Source organism: Acidovorax sp. GW821-FHT10E04 (genome assembly GCF_059415185.1).
On the sequence record NZ_JBWKMT010000007.1, the window covers coordinates 1 to 23,656 of the forward strand.

The 23,656-nt window shown below is 65.8% G+C and carries 22 protein-coding genes; all 22 read right to left on the minus strand.

What is annotated here, in order from left to right:
* Nucleotides 1-483 precede the first annotated feature (483 nt).
* Entirely contained in the window at nucleotides 484-1,260 is a 777-nt protein-coding gene (locus tag AC07OC_RS20865; RefSeq protein WP_218293215.1) for an enoyl-CoA hydratase, read from the minus strand.
* Nucleotides 1,261-1,332: 72 nt separating this feature from the next.
* Nucleotides 1,333-2,193 carry an acyl-CoA thioesterase gene (locus AC07OC_RS20870; protein WP_218340493.1) on the minus strand — a complete coding sequence of 287 codons (861 nt, stop codon included), beginning with the start codon at nucleotides 2,191-2,193 and terminating at the stop codon, nucleotides 1,333-1,335.
* Nucleotides 2,194-2,220: 27 nt separating this feature from the next.
* Entirely contained in the window at nucleotides 2,221-3,108 is an 888-nt protein-coding gene (locus AC07OC_RS20875) for an alpha/beta hydrolase family protein (RefSeq protein ID WP_218293213.1), read from the minus strand.
* 281 nt (nucleotides 3,109-3,389) lie between these two features.
* Nucleotides 3,390-4,589 carry an acetyl-CoA C-acyltransferase gene (locus AC07OC_RS20880; protein ID WP_218293212.1) on the minus strand — a complete coding sequence of 400 codons (1,200 nt, stop codon included), beginning with the start codon at nucleotides 4,587-4,589 and terminating at the stop codon, nucleotides 3,390-3,392.
* A 15-nt stretch (nucleotides 4,590-4,604) separates the two neighbouring features.
* Nucleotides 4,605-5,114: a DUF4442 domain-containing protein gene (locus tag AC07OC_RS20885; RefSeq protein WP_218293211.1), complete on the minus strand. Its 510-nt coding sequence runs from the start codon at nucleotides 5,112-5,114 to the stop codon at nucleotides 4,605-4,607.
* Between the two features lie 11 nt (nucleotides 5,115-5,125).
* Nucleotides 5,126-7,528, minus strand: a complete 2,403-nt coding sequence (locus AC07OC_RS20890) for a 3-hydroxyacyl-CoA dehydrogenase/enoyl-CoA hydratase family protein (protein ID WP_218293210.1) — start codon at nucleotides 7,526-7,528, stop codon at nucleotides 5,126-5,128.
* A gap of 85 nt (nucleotides 7,529-7,613) precedes the next feature.
* Nucleotides 7,614-8,051, minus strand: coding sequence for a DUF2147 domain-containing protein (locus tag AC07OC_RS20895; protein ID WP_218340494.1), 438 nt, complete (start codon nucleotides 8,049-8,051; stop codon nucleotides 7,614-7,616).
* A 45-nt stretch (nucleotides 8,052-8,096) separates the two neighbouring features.
* On the minus strand, nucleotides 8,097-9,893 hold the full coding sequence (locus AC07OC_RS20900) for an acyl-CoA dehydrogenase C-terminal domain-containing protein (RefSeq protein WP_218340495.1): 1,797 nt from the start codon (nucleotides 9,891-9,893) through the stop codon (nucleotides 8,097-8,099).
* Nucleotides 9,894-9,897: 4 nt separating this feature from the next.
* Nucleotides 9,898-10,638, minus strand: a complete 741-nt coding sequence (locus AC07OC_RS20905; RefSeq protein ID WP_218293207.1) for a TetR/AcrR family transcriptional regulator — start codon at nucleotides 10,636-10,638, stop codon at nucleotides 9,898-9,900.
* 177 nt (nucleotides 10,639-10,815) lie between these two features.
* Nucleotides 10,816-11,478, minus strand: a complete 663-nt coding sequence (gene slmA, locus AC07OC_RS20910) for a nucleoid occlusion factor SlmA (protein ID WP_218293206.1) — start codon at nucleotides 11,476-11,478, stop codon at nucleotides 10,816-10,818.
* Between the two features lie 175 nt (nucleotides 11,479-11,653).
* Nucleotides 11,654-13,102: a sensor histidine kinase gene (locus tag AC07OC_RS20915; RefSeq protein WP_218294383.1), complete on the minus strand. Its 1,449-nt coding sequence runs from the start codon at nucleotides 13,100-13,102 to the stop codon at nucleotides 11,654-11,656.
* 95 nt (nucleotides 13,103-13,197) lie between these two features.
* Nucleotides 13,198-13,890, minus strand: coding sequence for a response regulator transcription factor (locus AC07OC_RS20920; RefSeq protein ID WP_218293205.1), 693 nt, complete (start codon nucleotides 13,888-13,890; stop codon nucleotides 13,198-13,200).
* Nucleotides 13,891-13,908: 18 nt separating this feature from the next.
* Entirely contained in the window at nucleotides 13,909-14,799 is an 891-nt protein-coding gene (gene argB / locus AC07OC_RS20925; protein ID WP_218293204.1) for an acetylglutamate kinase, read from the minus strand.
* An 84-nt stretch (nucleotides 14,800-14,883) separates the two neighbouring features.
* Nucleotides 14,884-15,987 (minus strand): MraY family glycosyltransferase, encoded by a 1,104-nt coding sequence (locus AC07OC_RS20930; protein WP_218293203.1) that lies wholly within the window; start codon nucleotides 15,985-15,987, stop codon nucleotides 14,884-14,886.
* A gap of 216 nt (nucleotides 15,988-16,203) precedes the next feature.
* A complete protein-coding gene (locus AC07OC_RS20935) occupies nucleotides 16,204-16,854 on the minus strand; it encodes a lytic transglycosylase domain-containing protein (RefSeq protein ID WP_255591263.1) in 651 nt (216 codons plus the stop codon).
* A 53-nt stretch (nucleotides 16,855-16,907) separates the two neighbouring features.
* Nucleotides 16,908-17,549 carry an acyltransferase gene (locus AC07OC_RS20940; RefSeq protein ID WP_218293201.1) on the minus strand — a complete coding sequence of 214 codons (642 nt, stop codon included), beginning with the start codon at nucleotides 17,547-17,549 and terminating at the stop codon, nucleotides 16,908-16,910.
* 17 nt (nucleotides 17,550-17,566) lie between these two features.
* Nucleotides 17,567-18,580, minus strand: coding sequence for a methyltransferase domain-containing protein (locus AC07OC_RS20945; protein ID WP_218340497.1), 1,014 nt, complete (start codon nucleotides 18,578-18,580; stop codon nucleotides 17,567-17,569).
* Entirely contained in the window at nucleotides 18,567-19,418 is an 852-nt protein-coding gene (locus AC07OC_RS20950; protein ID WP_255591264.1) for a lysophospholipid acyltransferase family protein, read from the minus strand. The genes AC07OC_RS20945 and AC07OC_RS20950 overlap by 14 nt, the downstream gene beginning before the upstream one ends.
* 44 nt (nucleotides 19,419-19,462) lie before the next feature.
* A complete protein-coding gene (locus AC07OC_RS20955; protein ID WP_218340498.1) occupies nucleotides 19,463-20,686 on the minus strand; it encodes an ABC transporter ATP-binding protein in 1,224 nt (407 codons plus the stop codon).
* Nucleotides 20,687-20,690: 4 nt separating this feature from the next.
* Nucleotides 20,691-21,515, minus strand: a complete 825-nt coding sequence (locus AC07OC_RS20960; protein WP_255591265.1) for an ABC transporter permease — start codon at nucleotides 21,513-21,515, stop codon at nucleotides 20,691-20,693.
* Nucleotides 21,512-22,432, minus strand: coding sequence for an NAD-dependent epimerase/dehydratase family protein (locus AC07OC_RS20965; protein WP_218340499.1), 921 nt, complete (start codon nucleotides 22,430-22,432; stop codon nucleotides 21,512-21,514). The genes AC07OC_RS20960 and AC07OC_RS20965 overlap by 4 nt, the downstream gene beginning before the upstream one ends.
* Complete coding sequence (locus tag AC07OC_RS20970; RefSeq protein ID WP_218340500.1) at nucleotides 22,432-23,655, minus strand: glycosyltransferase family 4 protein; 1,224 nt, start codon at nucleotides 23,653-23,655, stop codon at nucleotides 22,432-22,434. Before AC07OC_RS20970 ends, AC07OC_RS20965 begins: the two co-directional genes overlap by 1 nt.
* Between the last annotated feature and the right edge of the window lies 1 nt (nucleotide 23,656).

Genomic DNA, 23,656 nt, shown 5'->3' on the forward strand with positions numbered 1-23,656 from the left:
CTGTTGCGGGGTGAGCATGGGCGTCGCAGCGCCCATGCCTCGTGCTCTGACTCGCCGTGGTTGTCCGAGCGGCGCGCCGCAGGCGCAAAGCGAGTTCCACGGCGCACCCGCAACCGCCCCGCCGCAGGTTGCCCCTTCGCACTGCGAAGGGGTCGCAGACTGGGGGGCGCCCTTTCTTTGGTGACTTTCTTTCGGCGATGCGAAAGAAAGTTACTCGCATGCCGGGCGACTCCCGGCCTCTGCCCTCAAACCAAGCATGCTTTTCAAACCAGCACGCCCTGGCATCGATGGGCTCAGCCCGAACGGTAGGCAGAAACTCGATAACTATAAAAACGATAGCTGCTAGCGCTTGATAGAAAAGCTCTAGCAGCCAAAATGACCACGAACCGGGGACCCAGAGTGCGCCGAAATCCAGTCGGCGCTTTTACCAAAAGATCGTTCAGCCCGCTACGCGGTCTGCACCGCTATCGCGGCGGCCAGATTTCAGCTCTTGCTGAAATCTGGCTTTCTCTTTTCCATAAACGCCGAGAACGCTTCCCGCGCTGCCGGCTCGCGCAGCATGCGACCAAAGCTCGCGCCCTCTTCCGCCATCACCGCCAGCACCTTCCCCGTCTGCCCCCCCTTCATCAGCCGCTTGGTCTCGATCAGCGCCGACAGCGGCTTGGCCGCCAGCTTGCGCGCCTGCGCCTGCGCCACGCCATTGCACTCGGTCGGCGGCACCACGCGGTTGACCAGGCCCACCTCCAGGGCGGCCTCGGCCATGAAGGGCTCGCCCAGCAGCAGCGCCTCGGCCGCGCGGTGATAGCCCAGCATCTGCGGCACCAGCAGGCTCGATGCGGCCTCGGGGCACAGCCCCAGGTTCACGAAGGGCATGGAGAACGCCGCGTTGTCGCCCGCATAGACCAGGTCGCAATGGAACAGCATGGTCGTGCCGATGCCCACGGCGGGGCCACACACCGAGGCGATGATGGGCTTGGGAAAGGCCGCGATGCCGTGCAGGAAGCGGAACACGGGCGAATCCTGCGTGGCGGGCGGCTGCTTCAAAAAGTCGCCGATGTCATTGCCCGCGCTGAAGATCGCCACGTCGCCCTGGAACACCACCACGCGCACGCTGGCATCGGCCTCGGCAGCGGCCAGGGCATCGGCCATGGCGGCATACATGGTGGTGGTGATGGAGTTCTTCTTGTCCACACGGTTGAAGGTGATGGTGGCCACACCGGCTTCGGTGTGGACGAGGATGTCTTGGGTGGCGTCGGTCATGGTGGTGAAGGTTCCGGGGTCGGATGGATGAGGACGGGAGGAATGCACGGTGCAGAGCAACAGGCCGACTTCCTATTCCTTGTAGTAGACGATCTGGTGGCTCGTGGCCAGCATGGTGCCAGCCTCGTTCCACAGCTGCACGGTCTGGTCGAAGAAACCGTTGCGAAACTCCTGCCCGCGCGCCTGGCCGAGCAGGTAGCCGGAGCCCGTGGCCTGCAACTGCTCTGCCGTGGCATGGAAGTACACGGTGATGGACACCGTGCCCGCAGGCACCTGGCGCGCACGGCGCAGCCACACGCGGGGGAAGAACACGTCGGCCAGTGCCGCCAGCGAGGTGAAGTCGAGCGGGCGCGGCGGCGCGTCGCGCATCCACAGCTGCGTGAGGCTGTGGTCGCCGCTGCCGTCCCAGGTGCGCGGGATGAATCCCGCGATGGGGCGCATCTCATAGCGGCTGAGCCATTCCACCGCCCCCTTGGGCGCGACGATGGCCTTGTGCTCCGCGGGGGGAGGCACCTCGGGCATGGGCACATCGCCCACGCTCCAGGTCTCGCGGCGCACCGCCGTGACGGCCGTGGCGGTGGTGGTGACCACCTGCGCGCCGTCAGCACCGGCCTGCAGGATCGACAGCGTCCAGTGCTGGGTAGAGCGGTTGGTGCGCACGGGCGTTGCCTGCACGGTGAACACACCGGCTGTCAGTGCGCCCGCGTAGTTGACGGTGAGCGACAACGGGTCGCCGAGCCGGTCAGGGTGCTGCAGGATGGCCTGTAGCAGCGTGGCGGCGGTGATGCCACCAAACGGGCCCACCATGTTCCAGTAGCCGGGGTGGGTTTGCCCTTCGTACTGGCCGGTCGGAGCGGACGAGGCCGTCAGTTGCAGCGCCTCGTCCAGCGGGTGGGCTGCGGAGGACGAAGAAGTGGATGAAGAGGAAGTCATGCTGCGAGTGTGCCGCGAAACGACCGCTCAGGCCGTCGTACCGGAGACTTCGCCGTGGTGCACGCCGCCACCCAGGGCGGCCAGCGCAGCCGCCGCGCGCGGCCACAGGCTCTGGCGAAACTGGTCGCGAAAGAAACCGAAGTGCCCGATGCGGCGCACCTGCAGATCGGCCGGCGTGATGCTCTCCACGCGGCGCTCGGTGTTGGCGTACAGATTCACCAGGTTGTGCGTGCCCCGCAAGGTCATCAGCTCGTCGTCGGCCATCGACAAGGCCAGCACCGGAAAACGCACCGCGCCGTAGCTCTGCGCCACGGCAGGCCCCTCGGCCCCCACGCTGTAGGCCGGGTGCAGGCACCAGCGGCGCCACTGCAGGATCACGCCCGCAGGCAGGTCGCCCACCTTCTTGAGCGTGCGCCCCGGAAAGTACCCGCACAGCCGCGTGGCCAGCGGCACCAGCACCCACCAGAAATACGGAACGATGCGCTTGAGCTGCGGCGCGTTGTCGCGCCAGTAGCCGCTGCCTGCGGCCACGCTCAGCAAGCCATCCACCTGCTCGGGCTTTTTCAACAGGCCCGGCAACTGCGCCCCCAGGCTGTGGCCCAGCAAGTACAGCGGCTGCGACGGCAGCGCGGCCTTGGCGGCTGTGATCACCGCCTCGTAGTCCTGCGCCCAGTCGAACAGATCCGCCTTCACATCGCGCATGGCGCCCTGCAACGAATCGCCATGGCCCCGGTAGTCGAACGTGGTGACCCGAAACCCTTGCTGCGCCATCCACAGCGCAAAGGCCTCGTAGAACGACTGCCGCACCCCCATCGCGCCGCCGATCACGACACTGGCGCGCGGAGCGCCCTCGGGTTGGTAGACACGCAGCGCCAATGACACTGCCCCGTTGACCTGCAAAGTTTGCTTGTCCATGTCTGTCTCCTTGGTTCGAAACCGATCTGCGCCGGCTTGAAAAGAAAACTATCGCTGAGGGCAGAACCCTGGCTTCGACAGGCTCAGCCCGAACGGTTTGAGTGGGAGCGATCAAGCCTTACCCCGCCCGTTCCCCCGCCTTCACACCCCACCCTCCAGGGCGTAGCGAGCGGGATCAGCTGCTAGGCGGACGGAGCACAGGAACCGGAACGTACTTGAAGTACGTGAGGATTCCGAGCACCGCCCAACGACGCAGATGACCCGCGCAGTAGCCAGCTAACTCACAGCGCTTCAATAATTCCAGCGGCGCCTTGGCCTGTGCCCACGCACATCGTGACCATGCCGTACTTCAGCTTGTGGCGACGCAGTGCGTGCACCACGGTGGCGGCGCGGATGGCACCGGTGGCGCCCAGCGGGTGGCCCAGCGCAATGGCACCGCCCATCGGGTTCACGTTCGCAGGGTTCAGGCCCAGCGTATTGATCACCGCCAGCGACTGGGCCGCAAACGCTTCGTTCAACTCGTACCAGCCAATGTCGTCACTCTTCAAGCCCGCATAACGCAGGGCTGCAGGAATCGCCTCGATGGGGCCGATGCCCATGATCTCCGGCGGCACGCCGCGGGCGGCGTAGCTCACAAAACGCGCCAGGGGCGTGAGGCCGAATTGCTTCACGGCCTTTTCGCTGGCCACGATCAGCGCACCGGCGCCGTCGCTGGTCTGCGAGCTGTTGCCCGCCGTGACGCTGCCGCGCGCAGCGAACACGGGCTTGAGCTTGGCCAGTCCTTCGAGCGAGGTATCGGGGCGGGGGCCCTCGTCCAGGCTCACGGTGCGGCGCTTTTCCACCACTTCGCCGGTAGCGAGGTTGGGCGAACGCTCCACGACCTCGAAGGGCGTGATTTCGTCGCTGAACTCACCGGCCTTCTGCGCCTTGATGGCGCGCAGGTGCGATTCCAGTGCGAAGGCATCCTGCGCCTCGCGGCTGATCTTCCACTGCTGCGCGACTTTCTCGGCCGTGAGGCCCATGCCGTAGGCGATGCCCACGTTCTCGTCACGCGCAAAAATTTCTGCGTTGAATGATGGCTTGTTGCCGCCCATGGGCACGAGGCTCATGGACTCGGCGCCACCGGCGATCAGCACGTCGGCCTCGCCCACGCGGATGCGGTCGGCCGCCATCTGCAGCGCGGTGATGCCCGATGCGCAGAAGCGGTTCACGGTCACGCCGCCCACGGGGTGGTCGAACGCCAGGCCCACGGCGATGCGGGCCATGTTCATGCCCTGCTCGCCTTCAGGGAAGGAGCAGCCGATGATGGCGTCCTCGATCGCCTTGGGGTCCAGCGTGGGGACCTGCAGCATGGCGCTCTTGATGGCGGCGACCAGCAGGTCATCGGGGCGGGTGTTCTTGAAATAGCCGCGGCCCGAGCGCCCGATGGGGGTGCGCGTGGCGGCAACGATGTAGGCGTCCTGGACTTGTTTTTGAGCCATGGTGTTGAAACTCCTTCAATGCTTGGCGGGGCGGCTGGAAGGAATCCAGGCCCACGTAAATACACATTCGACCGGCTCCACGCCGGCTTCGTCGGTCACGGTGACGGTGACCTGCACCTCGCCCTTGTCGCTGGCCAACATGGCGGCGCGCTGCTCGGCGGTCAGCGTGGCCACGGCCTTCAAGCCACCCGTGGCGCGCTTCTTGAACGCCATGGACAGCTCCTTGGCCAGCGGTATGCAGTCATCGCGCACGTTCATGCCCACCACCATGCCGGTGGCCGTCTCGGCCAACAGGTTCATGGCCGAGGCGTGCACGCCGCCGATGTGGTTCTGCACGCGGTGCTCATTGGGCAGGCGCACTTCCACACGCTCGGGCGTGAGCGACACGAACTTCACCCCGGCCGTGCCGGTGAAAGGCACGGCCCGGCGCAGGATGATGTTCTGCACGAAGCCGCGCAGGAAGGCGGGTGCCTCGTCCAGGCGCATCAGCGAGCGCTGGAGTTTGTTGGGGGCGTGGTCCGTCATGGCGATGGCGGTCAGTTGCGAACAGGCTTGCCTGTCGAGAGCATGCCCAGGATGCGCTCGTGCGTCTTGGGCTGTGCGATCAGGTGGCAGAACACCTTGCGCTCCAGCGTGAGCAAATATTCCTCGCTCACCAGCGCGCCGGCGTCCACGTCGCCGCCACAGACCACCTCGGCGATCATGGTGCTGACCTTGAAGTCGTAGGCGCTGATGAAGCCGCCGTCGCGCATGTTCACGAGCTGCGCCTTGATGGTGGCCAGGCCGCTGCGGCCCGCCACGGGGAACAGGCGCTTGTGCGGCGCGCGCCAGCCACTGGCGGCCATGGACTTGGCTTCGTTGATGGCCACGAACAGCAGCTCGTCCTTGTGGGGCACGATGATGTCGGACTCCAGCAGGAAGCCGAGCTTGCGCGATTCGAGCGCGCTGGTGCCCACCTTGGCCATCGCGGCGGCGGTGAAGCCCTCGGTCAGGAAGGGCAGGATGTCCTTGCCAGTAGAGGCCGCCATGTTCTCGGCCGCGCGGCGCGCGATGTAGGTCAGGCCGCCCGCGCCGGGCACCAGGCCCACGCCGACTTCCACCAGGCCGATGTAGCTTTCCATGTGGGCCACGCGCTTGGCGGAATACACGGCCAGCTCGCAGCCGCCGCCCAGCGCCATGCCGTGGATGGCCGCGACGACGGGCACCTGCGCGTAGCGGATGCGCAGCATCAGGTTCTGCAGTTCCTGCTCGATGCTTTCGACCGCATCGGCGCCGCCGACCATGAAGGCCGGCATGGTGGCTTCCAGGTCCGCACCCACGCTGAACGGGGCGTCGCCGGACCAGATGACCATGCCCTGGTACTCGGCCTCGGCCAGCTCCAACGCTTCCATCAAGCCTTCCATCACTTCGGGGCTGATGGCGTGCATCTTGTTCTTGATGCTGGCGATGAGTACCTGGCCATCCAGCGTCCACGTGCGCAGGGCTTTGGACTCTGCAATGGTCGTGCCGGCGGTGCGCCAGTCGGGCAGGTTGGTCTCGCCCAGCAGCGACTCGGGGAAAATCTGGCGCTCGTACACCGGCAGCTGGCGGCGGGGCACGAACTTGTTCTGCGATGCGCTCCACGAGCCTTGCGCGGTGTGCACGCCACCGGCTTCGGCCACGGGGCCCTTGAAGACCCACTCGGGCAGCGGTGCCTTGCACAGCGCTTTACCCGCGTCGATGTCTTCCTGGATCATCTTCGCCACGTCGAGCCAGCCGGCTTCCTGCCACAGCTCGAAGGGGCCCTGCTTCATGCCGAAGCCCCAGCGCATGGCTTGGTCCACGTCGCGCGCGTTGTCGGCGATGGTGCCCAGGTGCACGGCGGCGTAGTGGAAGCCGTTGCGCAGGATGGCCCACAGGAACTGGCCCGGGGCGCCTTCGGCGTTGCGCAGCAGGCGCAGGCGCTCGGCGGCGGGCTTCTTGAGCATGCGGGCATACACCTCGTCGGCCTTCTGGCCGGCGGGCACGTACTCTTCGCTGTCCAGCTCGAAGCGCATCACGTCGCGGCCGACCTTCTTGAAGAAACCGGCCTTGGCCTTCTGGCCCAGGTTGCCCAGCTCCAGCAGCTTCTTCAGCACCGCGGGCGTGCCAAAGCTTTCGTAGAACGGATCGGTCTCGATGCTCAGGTTGTCCTGCAGCGTCTTGATCACGTGGGCCATGGTGTCCAGGCCCACCACATCGGCGGTACGGAAGGTGCCGCTCGATGCGCGGCCGAGCTTCTTGCCCGTGAGGTCGTCCACCACGTCATAGGTGAGGCCGAAGTTCTCGACCTCCTTCATGGTGGCCAGCATGCCGGCGATGCCCACGCGGTTGGCGACGAAGTTGGGGGTGTCGTGCGCGCGCACCACGCCCTTGCCCAGGCCGCTGGTGACGAAGGCTTCAAGCTGGTCGAGCACTTCAGGCTGGGTGGTGGGGGTGTTGATCAGCTCCACCAGCGTCATGTAGCGCGGTGGGTTGAAGAAGTGGATGCCGCAGAAACGCGGCTTGATGCTCTCGGGCAGCACTTCGGAGAGCTTGGTGATCGACAGGCCCGAGGTGTTGGACGCCAGGATGGCGTGCTTGGCCACGTGGGGCGCGATCTTGGTGTACAGGTCGAGCTTCCAGTCCATGCGCTCGGCAATGGCCTCGATCACGAGGTCGCATTCCTTGAGCAGGTGCATGTGCTCTTCGTAGTTGGCCTGCTGGATCAGCGCCGCGTCGTCGGCCACGCCCAGGGGCGAGGGCTTGAGCTTCTTGAGGCCTTCGACGGCCTTGGTGACGATGCCGTTCTTCGGGCCTTCCTTGGCGGGCAGGTCGAACAGCACCACGGGCACCTTCACGTTGACGAGGTGGGCGGCAATCTGCGCGCCCATCACGCCTGCGCCGAGCACGGCGACTTTCTTCACTTGAAATCGGGACATGGGTTGGTTCCTTGTTGGTGGCCTGGCGCCGCCGCGCGCCGGGCACGGCGCAGGCAGACGGGCAGGCAGGCCACGGGCGTTGGGTTTACTGGACGCGGATCCAGGTCTGCGAGCGGCCGAAGGGGCCGATGGAGCCCCGCACTTCGAGCTTCTTGCCGCCGTCGATGGGGGTCATGCGCAGGGTGTAGTTGCGGCCGTTCTCGGGATCGAGGATCTTGCCGCCTTCCCACACTTCCTTGCCCTCGGCCTTCTTGGCGCCACGGATGATCTCCAGCCCCAGGAGGGGCTTGCCCTTGCGGTCGTCCGAGCATTCGTCGCAGACATCGTCGGGCTTGGCGTCCTTGGACAGGCGCTTTTCCAGCGCCCCGTGCAGCACGCCGCCGCCGATGTCGCGGATGCGGATCTCCGCCTTGGCCTCGCCGGTCTTGTCGTCGATGTTGCGCCACAGGCCTTCAGGCGTCATCTGCGCCCAGGCCGGCAACGCACCCGCTACCAAAACAATAGCTGCTACCGCTTTGTACATAAGCGCTCCGTGGCAAAAAGGCTTGAAATCCGCACGATGCACCGATCAGGCCAGGGCCAGATCGGTGTCCATCAGCACCTTGCTGCCGGCACGGGCCGTGCGCATCAGCGTCGCCGTTTCAGGGAACAGCTTGGCGAAGTAGAAACGCGCGGTCTGCAGCTTGGCGCCGTAGAACGGGTCGGTGTTGCCGGCGGCGATCTCGCGCAGCGCGACCTGGGCCATGCGGGCGAACAGGTAGCCAAACACCAGGTGGCCGGCCACGCGCAGGTAGTCCACGGCGGCGGCGCCCACTTCGTCGGGGTTTTGCATGCCCTTGAAGCCGATTTCGGTGGTGAACTTGGTCATCTGGTCACCCAACATCGCGACGGGGTTGATGAACTCGGCCATCTTCTCGTTCACGCCTTCTTCTTCCACCAGCTTGCCGATCAGCTTGCCCAGCTTCTTGAGCGTGGCGCCGTTGTTGCCCAGGATCTTGCGGCCCAGCAGGTCCAGCGACTGCACGGTGTTCGTGCCTTCGTAGATCATGTTGATGCGGTTGTCGCGCACGTACTGCTCCATGCCCCATTCCTTGATGAAGCCGTGGCCGCCGAAGACCTGCATGCAGGCGTTGGTGCTGATGTGGCCGTTGTCGGTGATGAAGGCCTTCACGATGGGGGTGAGCAGCGCCACCATCTCTTCGGATTCGGCACGCACCTTTTCATCGGGGTGGCTGTGCACCTTGTCCAGCAGCAGCGTGCAGAAGATCTGCAGCGCGCGGCCCCCTTCGGCGTACGCCTTGGCGGTGAGCAGCATCTTGCGCACGTCGGGGTGCACGATGATGGGGTCGGCATCCTTGTCCTTGGCCTTCACGCCCGACAGGCTGCGCATCTGGATGCGGTCCTTGGCGTAGGCCAGTGCGTTCTGGTAAGCCACTTCGGTCAGGCCCAGCGACTGGTTGCCCACGCCCAGGCGGGCGGCGTTCATCATCACGAACATGGCGGCCAGGCCCTTGTTGGGCTGGCCCACCAGGGTGCCGATGGCGCCATCGATGGCGATCTGCGCGGTGGCGTTGCCGTGGATGCCCATCTTGTGCTCCAGGCCCGTGCAGTAGATGGGGTTGCGCTCGCCCAGCGAGCCGTCGGCCTTCACGTTGAACTTGGGCACGACGAACAGGCTGATGCCCTTGCTGCCCTTGGGCGCGTCGGGCAGGCGGGCCAGCACCAGGTGCACGATGTTGGCGGTCATGTCGTGTTCGCCGGCGCTGATGAAGATCTTGTTGCCGGTGATCTTGTAAGTGCCGTCGGCCTGGGGCTCGGCCTTGGTGCGCAACAGGCCCAGGTCGGTGCCGCAATGGGGTTCGGTCAGGCACATGGTGCCGGTCCACTCGCCGCTGGTGAGCTTGGGCAGGTAGATCTTCTTTTGCTCGTCGGTGCCGTGGGCGTGCAGGGCTTCGTACGCGCCGTGCGACAGGCCGGGGTACATGGTCCACGCCTGGTTGGCCGAGTTCATCATTTCGTACAGACACTGGTTCAGCACGAAGGGCAGGCCCTGGCCGCCATAGGCGGGGTCGCACGACAGCGCCGCCCAGCCGCCTTCGACGTACTTGGCGTAGGCGGCCTTGAAGCCCGACGGGGGCTTGACTTCGTGCGTGGCCTTGTCCAGCACGCAGCCTTCGGTATCGCCGCTGATGTTGAGCGGGAAAGTCACTTCGGCGGCGAACTTGCCGGCTTCTTCCAGCACGGCATTGATGGTGTCCACATCCACCTCGGCGTGGGGCGGCATTGCCTTGAATTCATCGCTGACCTTGAGCACTTCGTGCATGACGAATTGCATGTCGCGCAGGGGCGGCGTGTAGGTAGGCATGGGTTTACTCCTTGGAGGTGGTGGTTTGGTTGGAAACTTTGCGGCGCTTGGCGGCAGCAGGGGTGGCTGGCGCGGCGGCGGCCGGCGTGTCGGCGCTGTAGCGCGCCAGGATGTTGTGAAAGCCCTGCACGGCCCGACCCATGGAGCCGGGGGTTTGCAGGAAGCGCGCTTCGTAATGCAGCGCGAGGATGAGGCCGTGGATCTCGAACAGCATCTGCTCGGCATTGGTGTCCGCGCGCAGCTCTGCGAGGCCCTTGCACTGCTCGATGGCGCGGCGCATGGCGGCGTGCCATGTCAGCACCGAGCTGGCCAGCGCGTCGCGCACGGGGCCGGTGCGGTCGTCGAACTCGACCGCGCCGCTGATGTAGATGCAGCCCGAGTCGATTTCGATGGAGGTGCGCTTCATCCAGTTGTCGAACATGGCCGACAGGCGCGCCACGCCGCGCGGCGCGGACATCGCGGGGTAGAACACCTCCTGCTCGAAGCGGGTGTGGTATTCGCGGATGACGGAGATCTGCAGCTCTTCGCGCGAGCCGAAGTGGGCGAACACGCCCGACTTGCTCATGCCCGTGACATCGGCCAGCGCCCCGATGGACAAGCCTTCCAGCCCGATGTGCGTGGCCAGGCCCAGCGCCGCCTCGACAATGGCCGCCTTGGTTTGCTGGCCCTTTTGCAGGGCGCGGCCGGTACCGCTGCGGGCGCGCGGGATGCGGGTGACCTGGCTGGATGAAGAGGTGGCGGACATGCTGGCAAATAAAAACGAACGTTCGTTCTATTTTGCAGCAAATTCGGCGACCGGCCAAAACCCCGGGAAAAAATAGGGAGCGGCCCCCAAATCACCCGTTGCGGCGGCGCCACCGCCTGGCGGGCCCGCTCTCCAGCGTGCCGGGGCCCCGCCGGCGGCACCGCCAGCGGGGCGGTGCTAGAGGATCAGCGCGAGGCTGGCTTCCAGGTGCTCGGAAGGCGGGCGCTTGAAACCCGAGCGCGCATAGCGCTGCAGGCGCCCCACCGCAAACGCCGTGAGCACGCTGGCCGCCACCTGGGCATCGACCGTGGGCGTCGCGGAGCCCGCCGCGGCCGGGCGCAGGCACTGGCGCAGGGTGGACTCGATGCGGTCAAAGAACTGGTTCATGCGCTGCTGCAGGCGCTCGTGCTCGAACACCAGGGCATCGCCCACCATCACCCGCACCATGCCGGGGTTGCGCTCGCCAAACTGCAGCAGCACGGCCACGATGCGCGCCGCCTGCCGCTGGCCCACGTCGGGCGGCTGGGCGGGGTCGGGCACCTCGCGGCCGGTGATCTGCTGCACGAGGGTGAACACGGACTGCTCGATGAAGTCGATCAGCCCCTCGAACATCTGCGCCTTGCTCGCGAAGTGGCGGTACAGCGCCGCCTCGCTCACCGACAGGCGCGCCGCCAGCGCGGCGGTGGTGATGCGCTCCGCGCCCGGCTGCTCCAGCATGGCCGCCAGCGCCTGCAGGATCTGCACGCGGCGCTCGCCCGGCTTGGGCCGCTTGCGCGCGGCCGGCGTGTCACCCGCGTCGTCGGTACTGGCGGGCTCTGGAAGGGGAGAAAGTTCGGACATGCAGGACAGGGGCTCTGGTAGGGCCATGCGGCCAGTGGCACCCGGCGCCCGGTTCACATGCCGGATGGGCATGCACGGGCCAGCGGCAGGCGTAAATCATGTATGGAAATGATTCTCGCACAGGCTTTTGCCCGGCCCGCGCACGGACACGCGCAAGGAGCGCGCGGGCGCGGATCTACAGCGGAAACACCACAGCCACCAGCAGCCCGTGCCCCTGGGGGCCCGTCCCGAGCGTCAGGGAGGCGCGGTGCACACGCGCGATCTCGTCGGCGATGGCCAGCCCCAGGCCCGTGCCCTCCCCCACCGTGCCAGGCACGCGGTAAAAGCGCTGCATGACGCGGGCGCGCTCCGCCTCGGGCACGCCCGGGCCGTCGTCCTCGACCTCCAGGTACACGCGGGGCGGCCCGGTGCGCCCCTGGCGCATGCCGCAGCGGATGGTGACAATGCCCCCCGCCGGCGTGTACTTGATGGCGTTGTCCACCAGGTTGGACAGCAGTTCGCGCAGCAGCCAGCCATGGCCGGTGACATGCACGGGCTGCACGTCGAGCCCCAGGTCCAGCCCCTTGCCGGTGGCCGGATCGAGAAAGGTCTCGAGCAGCGCCTCGCACAGGTCCTTCAGGTCCACGCGCTGCGGCGGCTGCGCATCCAGGCTGCGCGCGTCGGCGCGCGACAGGGCCAGCAGCTGGTGCGCGAGCTGTGAGGTCCGGCGCGTGGCATTGCGCAGCTTCTCGATCTGATCAACTCCTAAAACAATAGCGCCTTTCGCTTGACCATCCTGCGCCAGCGGCATTTGTCGATCAAAGTCCGGCAGCGATACCCGCGGGCCGGCGGCCTTGGCCATCATCGCCCAGGCCTCGACCTGCGCCTGCAGGCCCGCCAGCGGGGTGCGCAGCTGGTGCGCCGCGTCGGCCACGAAGCGGCGCTGCCCTTCCGCCTGCGCATTGACCAACGCGAACAGCCGGTTGAGCGAATGCACGAGCGGGCGCACCTCGGCGGGCGACGAGGCCTCGTCGATGGGGCTGAGATCGCGCGGCGAGCGGTGTTCCACCGCTTCGGCCAGATCCACCAGCGGCTTGAACGCACGCCCCACGGCCCAGTGGATGGCCAGCGCGGCGGCGGCCACGAGCACCAGGTTGGGCAGCAGCACGCGCAGCAGAAGCTGCTGCGCCCACTGCTGGCGCGGGTCCGACCCGTCGGCCAGCGCCACCACCAGCTCGCCGGCCCCCGTGCGGCCGCGCTGCACGGCCACCCGGTAGGTCACGCCGCCAAATTCGACGCTGTGGAATTCGGGGGCCTGCGTGGTCGGCACGGCGCTGTGCACCCAGTCGTCCCCCAGCAGCAGGCGGCCGGAGGCGTCGCGCACGCTGTACCCGGCAAACCCGGCGTTCTGGCGCAGGAAGTCCTCGACCGGCGGCGCCAGCAGCAGCAGGGGCGGCTCGTTGTCACGGATCGCGGGGGCCAGTACCGAATCGGCCAGCGCCGGAAGCAGCCGCAGCAGGCGCTGGTCATGCCGTCCGGCGGCCTCGTCGGCCGAGCGGTAGTCCAGCCACACGCCCGCGAGCGCGAGCAGGCACAAGGGCAGCACCAGCAAAAGCAGCAGCCGGTTGCGCAGGTCGGAGGTCATGGCGCGCAGGCCAAGCCGCTGGGAAGGAGGGGCCCGGTCCGGCATCGTCATGGTGGGTCTTCACCGGCGCGGGCGCTGAGCCAGACCGATTCCGATCAGGCGGCCTGGAGTTCCAGACGGTAGCCGAACCCGCGGATCGAGCGCAGCGCCACGCCATGCGGCTCGAGCTTGCCGCGCAGGCGCGAGACGTAGACCTCCACCGCATTGGGTGTGATCTCCTTGTCCCACCCCGTCAGGGCCTGCAGGAGCTTGTCCTTGCTCGCAGGCTTGGGGGCGTTGATGAGCAGGTATTCGAGCACGGTCCATTCACGGGGACCCAGTTCGATCACCTGCTCCCCTTCGCCGGTGCGGATGCTCGCGCGGCGGCCTGCCGTGTCCAGCTCCAGCGGCCCGAAGCTGAGCACCGCCGTCGTGGCGGCCTGCGAGCGGCGCAGCAGGGCCCGCAGGCGGGCCAGCAGCTCGGGCAGCTCGAAGGGCTTGACCATGTAGTCGTCCGCCCCCAGGTCCAGCCCCTGCACGCGGTCATGCAGGGCATCGCGCGCGGTCAGGATCAGCACGGGCATGGCGGGGCTGATCATGTCGGGACGGCGCAGGCGGCGGGTGAGCTCCAGCCCATCCATGGCGGGCAGGCCGATGTCGATGATGGCCGCGTCGAAAGACTCCGTGCGCAGCACCTCTTCGGCGCGCTCCCCGCTGCCGACCCAATCCACGGCGTATCCGGCGTCGGTCAGGCCCAACTTGATGCCGCTGGCCACCATGACATCGTCTTCAACCAACAGCAGGCGCATAGCAGGCTACGAAAAGGGTCAGTGCGAGCGGATCATGGTCCCGTAGGCCTGGTCGGTCAGGATTTCGAGCAGCATGGCATGCGGCACACGGCCATCGATGATGTGCACGGCGTGCACGCCGGCCTTGGCGGCATCGAGCGCGCCCGCGATCTTGGGCAGCATGCCGCCGGAGATGGTGCCATCGGCGAACAGCGCGTCGATCTCGCGGGCCGTGAGGTCGGTGAGCAGGTTGCCCGCCTTGTCCAGCACGCCGGGCGTGTTGGTCAGGAGCATGAGTTTTTCAGCTTGCAGCACCGTGGCCAGCTTGCTGGCCACCACGTCGGCGTTGATGTTGTAGCTCTCGTTGTTTTCGCCGAAGCCGATGGGGCTGATGACGGGGATGAAGGCATCGTCCTGCAGCGCCTTGACCACGCTCGGGTCGATGGCCACGATGTCCCCCACCTGGCCCACGTCGTGCTCGATGCTCGGGTTCTTGTTGTCCACCATCTTGAGCTTCTGCGCGCGGATCATGCCGCCGTCGCGGCCCGTGAGCCCCACGGCCTTGCCGCCGGCCTGGTTGATCAGGCCCACGATGTCCTGCTGCACCTCGCCGGCCAGCACCCACTCGACCACTTCCATGGTCTCGGCGTCCGTCACGCGCATGCCCTGGATGAACTCGCCCTTCTTGCCCAGGCGGTTCAGGGCCGTCTCGATCTGCGGGCCGCCGCCGTGGACCACCACGGGGTTCATCCCCACGAGCTTGAGCAGCACCACGTCTTCGGCAAAGTCGGCCTGCAGCGCAGGGTCCGTCATGGCGTTGCCACCGTATTTGATGACCATGGTCTTGCCATGGAACTTGCGGATGTAGGGCAGCGCCTGGGCCAGGATTTCAGCCTTGTCGCGCGGAGCAATCGAAAGAAGGTCGGTCATGGAGGCGGGCCATCCAGAGAAAACGGTGAGGCGCAAATTGTGCCGCATTCGCGCGGCACCCTGGGGTGGCCTGCGCAACAGCCCTCAGTGGCGCAGCCAGTGCGGCACCTTGAACCGCACGATGGCAAGGTACGCCATCACATAGCTGATGACGAACAAGCCGCAAAACGCCATCAGCAGCGGGGTATTGCTCCAGAACAGCACCGCCGGCACCACCGTGAGCAAGGTGAAGCCCCAGAGGTAGGGCGACGTGCGGTTGTTGCGCATCAGAACCCTGCGGGATTCGTCGTCGTGGAAAACGCCCCGCACGATGCGCCGGTAGATCAGCTGGTGAAAATGCAGTGCATCGGCCACGCCGGGGGACACGCCCCGCACCGTCTTGCGATAGATCGAGAAGATCGTTTCCCAGACGGGGTAGATCAGCAAAAGCATGGGGAACCAGGGCGACACGTCGGCGTTGCGCTGCACCAGCGAAATGCTGGCCAGGGCGATGACCACGCCCCAGATATATGCCCCGCCATCGCCGGCAAACAGCATTCCCCGCGGGTAGTTCCACACCAGGAATCCCCCGGTGGCGGCGGCGGTGGACACCAGCAGCGCCGCCAGGGCGCGATCCCCCACCTGCAATGCCACGTGCGCCAAGGCCAGGCACACGATCAGTGCGACCATGCCCGCCAGGCCGTTGTAGCCGTCGATGATGTTGAACGCGTGGGGCAGCCCCGCAACGGCAAGGACAACGATGGCGATGCCCAGCCACGGGGCAGCGGCCAGCACGGAGTCCAGCCAGGGCCACCCCATGCGGGGCAGGGACAGGTCCAGCAAGACCACCGCCAGGGCACCGGATGCGCCCGTCAGGCTTAACCGATACCGGACGGACAGGCGCTGGGTCATGTCCTCCGCGATCCCCCCCAGAGCAGCCGGCAGCATGACCACCAGCCAGCCGCCGACCCATGCCCCCAGCCTGAGGGAACCAGGATCTCCCCAATGGGACGACTGCAGCATGCCCAGGCTCCAGCTGCACCCGATACCCAACAGCAGCGCCCCTCCGCCCAGGCGGGGAATATCCCCGAGGTGAAAACGCTGTGGCATGGCGCTGCCATACACGGAAGCGTGGCTGCGCATCCACCGCACGATGAACCCTGCCGCCAACGCTGCAACGATGAATGCCACCACAGATAACCAGATCATGAGCGGCCGATGGTACCCGTACTCTGCGCGGATGCCTGTAAGAAAGCGCTAGCTGGCGCTGCCCGCGACGGCATCCCCGCGCCGTTTGCGTGAAATACGGCCGCCCGCCGCAGGAAGTCGGCAGTGGCGCCTCGGCTGCCTGGACACAGGGTCAACCCAGGCCAGCGCCGGCGCAGACGGTTCACGAAAAAGCCCACGCTGCAGGGTCCAGGGCCACTACCGCGCCATGCCGCGGTAAAAGCGCATCACCTTTTCCACGTATTGCTGTGTTTCGGGATACGGCGGAATCCGGCGGCCGTGCTTGATCACGGCTCCTTCCCCGGCGTTGTAGGCCGCCAGTGCCAGCTCCTTGTCGCCATCGAACATGCGCAGCAGGTCCGCCAGGTAACGGGTGCCGATCTGCGCATTCACCTTGGGCTCCATGGCGGCATGTTCTCCCTCTGAAGGCGGACGGGCCGCGACCCCATAGCGCTCGGCCGTCGCGGGCATCACCTGCATCAGGCCCAGGGCGCCCTTGCGCGAAACGGCCTTCACATTGAAGGCCGATTCCGCAGCGGCAACGGCGATCACGAATGCCGGATCCAGCGACTGCGCCTCCGCCGCCGCCTCCAGGTGCTGCTTGACATCGTCGTAGCCAGGAAACTGCAGTGCGGAGGTGCCGCGCTCCTTGCTCCTCATCACGGAGGCAGGAGGCACACGTTGGAGCCAGACCAGCCCCCGCGACGCGGCCGCCCCCGGCGCCACGTTGCCAATGTGGGTCACTCCATCCTTGTCCACGAACTCCCACACCTGGTCGGCCCAGGAAGAGGCAGGGAGCCCCATCAGGAAGATCACTGTGAGCGCCGCCCTGCGCAGGCTTTCCACCATGTTCGATCCCCATCCGCGCCCGTCGGAGCTTCTGCGAAATTCACTCTTGCTTGTCATTTGGCACCGCGTCCCTGGTACAAGAAGCTCTTCAGCCGGACCCCGACCCGTTCAAACCAGGGGGATGGCACGGGGGCCTGTGCCGCCGGCCATGCATCGCCACGGCGCGAGCGCAGCAGCCGAGCGGGCATTCCCGCCGCCACCATCCCCGCGGGGACATCCTGCCGCACAAGCGCACCGGCAGCCACCACCGCGCCGCGCCCGATGGTAACCCCCTCGAGCACGATGGCTCCAGCCCCTATCCAGGCGCCGTCCTCGACGACGATCTTTGCGCGGGTGATGCGGTTGCGCGCGATGACCGCATCCCCTTCGTCTATGGCGTGGCCGGCCGACAGCAACTTGACGTGGGGGCCGATCAAAACGTCCTCGCCAATCTCCAGGCCCCCTTCGCCAGACAGATAGCCGCCCACGTTGACAATGGTGCGGGCGCCGATGCGGATTCCCACGCAAGGGTCCGCGACCACATCCCCCAGCACCAGCCTTGTCTGCGCGTAGATGCTGACCCCGTCCGACAGGCACAGCACGCCAGGGCGCTGCCCAAACCGCATGACGGAAACGGACGGATCGATCCGGCAATCCGCACCGATGCTGTCCACGCCGTCATGCGATGCCGTGAAATCAGGAACCCCGAGCAACATGTCCGTTCCGCAATCCGTCACGCGCCGTCCGCGCGGCCCAGGAGTCTGCGCTTCAGCCGCAGCCATGGGCCTGCAGGAGGAGGAGGTTCGGGCTGGGGCTGCGCTTGCAGCGCGGAGAGTTCGGCCTCCACCGCGGTCTTTTCCGTCCGCAGCAGCTCCATGTCAGCGCGCAGATCCTTGATCTCCAGCTGCATCTTCGCGATGATGTCCTTGGCTTCCGAAAAGGCTTTCTGGTGCTCCAGCAACGATGCACGCTCACGCTGGTGCACCACCGTGAGGGCCTGCAACTCGTCGCGCAGCCTGTCCGCTGTGCCACGTGCCTCGGCCAACTCCCAGGCGGAAGCGTCGATGGAGGGCGTGACCACCACCATCCACTGGTACACATCGAAATCCTGCCACCCCGCCAGCAAGGCCTGGCGCTGCTCGCCGGGCAGGGCGCTCCAGTACCAGGCGAATTCGCTGCATTCGACAGGCACCCTGTTGGCCTCCCAGATCCGGGGAGCCCACCCGCAGTCCAGCAGTACTTTTTCAATGCTACGCTTGGTAAAGAACCGGACATGGGTCCTGTCCAGCTGGCCCTTGTCCGAGTAGTCGAAGATGCCATTGCGCATCGCCGCCAGCACCCCGGCATAGGCAATGTTCGGGACGGAGATCAGCAGGCGGCCCATGGGGGCCACAAATTCGCTCAACCGCTGCAGCACGTCCTCCGGTTTTCTGAGGTGCTCCAGCACATCGCAGGCCATCACCGCATCAAACCGCCTTCCCGCGATCGCATCCAGCCAGTCCGTGCCATCCAGATTTCCGGGAATGACCTCCACGCCCAGCGTCTTGAGCACTTCCAATGCCTCGGGGTCGTTTTCAACCACCGTGACGCGATGGCCCCGCGCCAGCAGGACGCGGGTCATGGCGCCGGGCCCGGGCCCCAGCTCCAGCACCGAGCCTCCGTCGGACGGAATACGGCGCAGCAACCGGGCCGCCCACTCCTCGCCGTCCGGGTCGAATGCGTAGTCGTATCGCTCAATATTGGTCATGCGTTGCCTCCGATGCGGACGGTGTCCACATCTGCTCCCACTGCCCCCAGTGCCACCAAGCCCATGGACGCTCCCGTACATCCTGCTCCAACCGTTGAATCACCGCATCAATGGCCTGGCGTGGATTCTCTGGCAAAGTCTCCACCACCACCCGAAGCCGATCAGGTCGCTCCGAATATGTCACCGCGTGCAACAAAGGGACCTTGGCTGATTCCGCAAGGCGCTCGATCCCTGTAGGCAGGTGCAACTGTCCTCCGAGGAAAGGGTGGCTGCGCAATCGGGTGAACCCTGGAGCCCATGCATCCGCAAGAATTCCCCACGCCTGCCCCGCCCTCAAGCTCTCATACACCGGGCGCATTCCCTCGGTGGAGGTCCGCCACTGGCCCCGGGCGATCTGCGTGAATGAACGCACCTTCCGAATCAGAAAGTCACGCTGGACAACTCCCAGACCAGGATTTTCGAGAATCGGCATGGTCAGCGTGTTCAGCGACAGCCCTCTCAGAGCCAAAGCGACTGCCGATGTCAGCAAACGGTCGAAATGATTCAATACCAGAATAAAGCCTTGCTTTCTTCTAATCAGGGCGTCCACATGCTCCCATCCCGTGACCTCAATGGCAGGACCATTGGGCTGTCCCAAACGGTGCAGCGCGGACGCATCCATGATTTCCTGAGCCAGCATCGCCAAATGCGCACGCGCCCACTGACGATGAGCCACCGCCGTGGATTCAGGGAATACCTGCTCAAAACGCGCCACTAGAAATTGCTCTGTCAGGCGACGTGCCGAAGAAGGGTCGCGCCCGATGACCGAGGCAAGGTGCCACGGAAGGGTGGTGGGCATTCTGCTCAGAGCAGGGAACGCAAACCGCAGGCGCCACTCATTGATCATTCGCTCGGCAGCCATTCGTGATCCAGCCACACAAGACCCACTTCGCGATTCTTCTGATTCAACACCGTGAACGGCTGAATCAGCTCGGCCATGTCCAACACCTGAAGGCCCGTATCGTCCAAGGTGTAGACATTCCAGAGATACTCGCCAGAGAGCAAGGGCAGACGAGGAAATCGGACACGCAGCCGATGCGTTCCTGCTCCGCACAGAGGGCGCGGAGGATTGTGAAACTGCGTGCTGGTTCCAAACACGTTGTCCTTGTCCGGCCGGACTATGGAGAAGCCTATGTGAAATTTGGCATCGCAATAGGATTCAACCTGTATTTCTACCGTCAGGTCCTGGAAGGAGTCGACTTGCGCCGGATTGGTACCATCGCTTGTTTCCGTAATCAGGTGTGTGATTTTGACAAGCGGGGCCGTGGTGATTCCCACCGCGGGCGCGGGAGACGCGGCATTCGGGGGAGCATCGGCCACTGCATCCGTCCGCAAATGGGCGTACCGGCGCCGCTCGTGGGCTTCATAGGCAGTCACTACACCCTCGGTGGCACCGATGGCCTGTATGCGGCCACCGTGAATCCACGCCGCCCGCTGGCACAGGCTGCGCACCTGGTACAGGTTGTGGGAACAGAAAAGCACGGTGGCGCCACGCTCGCGCAGCTCCAGGATGCGGTTCAGGCTCTTCTTCTGAAAATGCAGATCCCCCACCGACAAGGCCTCGTCCACGATCAGCACATCGGGATCGATGGCCGTCGCTGCGGCAAATGCAAGCCGCATGAACATGCCTGAAGAGTAGGTCTTCACCGGCCGTTCGAGTGTCTCCCCGGTCAACTCGGAGAACGCGGTGGCCCGGATGATGAAATCCTCCATGGCACCGCCTTCCAGGCCATGCAGGGCAGCCATGAAGCGGATATTGTCGTAGCCCGACTCCTCCGGGTGGAATCCGGCACCCAGTTCCAGCAGCGCGGCAACACGGCCTTCCTGCGACACCTGGCCATGGGTAGGCCGAATGGTGCCCGCGGCAATCTTCAGCAAGGTGCTCTTGCCCGCGCCGTTTTCACCGATCAGCCCAAACGTTTCTCCTGCCTGGACTTCAAAGTCCACGCCGGTCAGCGCCACGTGCACGCGGTGGCGCTGCCTGCGGGTCACCCACTCCCACAGCCTGTCCTGGGGGCGGCCGTACACCATGTAGGTTTTTTCTATGCCCTCAAAGCGTATGGTCATGGCGTTACAAGGCCTCGCCCAATGCCGACTTCATGGAACGGAAAAACCACCATCCGCCCCCCGCCAGCAGCACGACCCAGACGGCCAGGGCCACCGGAGTTCCCGGCGGGACAGGCATGTGCAGCACCGTGCTTTGCACCATCAGCACCAGGCACGCCAAGGGATTGAAGAGGAACCAGCCATGGAACTTCTCGGGCACCTGGGACAGCGGGTAAACAATGGGCGTCACATAGAACCAAAGCTGCAACGCGAAAGCCACCATCGAACCCACATCACGCCAGAGAAAGTGGGCCATGCTCAACAACAGGGTAAGGCCAAAGGTCAGGGCAATCTGTGCCAGCACCAGCACAGGCAGCCACGCCATCGATGCGTAGGGCCCCACGCCCTGCGCCACGGACAGCACCAGCAGCAACCCATAGCCGATCCCGAGAACCAGCAGGCTCCCGCCCACCGATACCGCGGGCAGGATTTCGGCCGGCATGGGCTGCTTGCGCAGAAAATCCTCATAGGCGGCCAGGCTTCCCACGCCCCGTCCAATCGCATCGGTGAAGGGGAGCCAAACGGCCAGCCCGGCGAGCAAGTGCAGCAGGTAGCCATTGCCCACGTCCAGTCCCGGAACGCGCACGGCAAGAACCAGACCAAACAGGACGTAGAAGATGGCCAGGGTGGCAAGGGGTTGGACGAACGCCCACGCAAAACCCAGTACCGAGCCCGCATAGCGGGTCTTGAACTCGCGCATCATCCAGTACCGCCACAGCACCCACAACTGGCGCGGATTGCGTGGCGCGGCCGAAGACACGGCGGAGGAAGGAGATACAGGACGCGTCATGCCACCGTCCGCAGCCATTCGACCGACTTGGACACCCCTTCATCGAAAGCCATGGCCGGCTTCCAGTGCAGTTCTTCCTGGGCACGCTGAATGTCCAGCACATTGACGGGCGGATCAAACGGGCGTGCCGGGAATACACGCCGTTCCACAGGGTGACCGATCAATTGTTCCAGCGTGCGCACGATGTCATTGACACTGTGCCCCGCGCCGCCACCAATGTTGAAGACCCGGGCCTCCCCCTCATGGCGCGAGGCGGCCACGAAAGCCCGCCCCACATCGGCGGCATAGACAAAGTCGCGCACCACGGAACCATCCCCCCATACATCCACGGGCAGGGCCTTGAGCGCGCGGTGCGCAAAAACAGCGATCACCCCCTGGACGCCGTGGGGCTGTTGCCATTCCCCATACGGATTGCTCAAACGCAGTATCCGGCACGGCAGGCCGTGTTGCGCCTCCTCGATGCGCAAATGGTGCTCGATCGCCAGCTTGGTGGCCCCATAGGCACCCATGGGCATGGTGGGGTGTGTCTCTGCCAGCGGTACCGACTGCGGCCGGCCATAGACGGCGCCTCCCGAGGATGCAAACAGCAACCTGGGACGTGCAGCCTTCTGACGCAGCGCCTGCAGCAGGCGCAACGTGCCCACCAGATTGGTCTGCACGTCCTGGATCGGATCTTGACTGGCCGTGGCTGGCACCGTGGAGGAAGCAAGGTGAACGATGACGTCCGCCCCTCCCACCGCATCCCACCAGGAGGGCAAGTCAAAACAGTCCGCCTGCACCGCGCCAGCCAACCAGGGGGCGCTGCCCGGCGCGGGCAATGCGCGGTCGACCGACCACACATGTGCTCCTTCGGTCGCCATGGCCCGGCCAATGTGGCGCCCCAGGAAACCCGCTCCTCCGAGAATCGCGCAACGCATCAGGATTCGCCCCGCGGATTCTGGGCCCGGGCGTGCAACAGGGCCGACTCGAAGTCCTTCGCCACCATGTCCCAGGTCTGCGCCCGGGCAAACACTTCGGCGCGCTCGCTCAGGGCATGGCGCCGCGCATCGTCCTGCAGCAGCGCGCAAACCGCATTGGTCAAGCCCTCCGGAGAAGAATCGGCGAGCATGGCCACGTCGTCGTTGAGCAGCCATTCCACATTGGGGCCACGGTTGGACACCACGGCGCAGCCGGAGGCCATCAGCTCCAGGGGCAGCAGCGAGGCATTCGTCAGCGAGAGCACCAGCGCCACGTCGCACTGGCTGTACAGATCGGGCAAATCATCCAGCGCCACGGTGCCGCAGGCAAGATGGGGGAACGGAATATGGAAGCCGGCGGTGTCCCAGCCTGCGAGCACGAACTGCGTGTTGGGCATGCGCTCCCACACGGCATTCAGCACCAGCAGGCCGATTTCAAATGCCCGCCGGGGCGTGGGGGGACGCGCATAGAAGAAAACCCGGCGTATCTCGGGCTCCCTGCGCGGCAGGCGCCGGTAGCGCTCCAGTTCCACGCCGAAACCCACAGGATGTGTGACCATCCCATACTCCTGCGCCAGCTTGGTGGCCAGCCAGCCCCCTGCCGTGATGCCGAAGAAACCGAAGTGGTAGGTATTCTGCGCCAGCACCGACTCGGACCCCACCGGGTAGAAATGCGGCTCGTAATCCTGCACAAAATACAGCTTGTGCGTGGCACCGGTGAATGCGCGGACCGCGTACGCCGTGTCCCAGCCTGTGGCAACCGCAAATTCGCATGGCGGCAAGTTCTCCAGCCCCAGAAGCACCTCCGCCTGCAGGGGAAAGAAGTGCTCGCGAATGGCATCGCGGGCCTCTTGCGCATCCTGGTGCATGACGGGCGCACCGATCACGATGCTGGACGTGTATCCCATCTGCTCCAGATGCCAGATGGTGCGGAAAATATTCAGATGACCGCCGGAGCCGAGATTGAAGTCCGGGATGAACCACAGCAGCGACCCCTTTGCGGGCTCGCCCGGCTGGGCCGGCAGGACATAGGGCAACGCAAAGCCGTAGTGCCGAAAGACATCGACATACCGCCCAGGCCCCTGGCGCAGGCGGCGCACCACGGCCCGCAAGGCGGCGAACACCCCTTCCTTGCGCGCCATCTCCTTCACGCGCCAGAGCTTCTTTGACAGGTTCAACGCCATG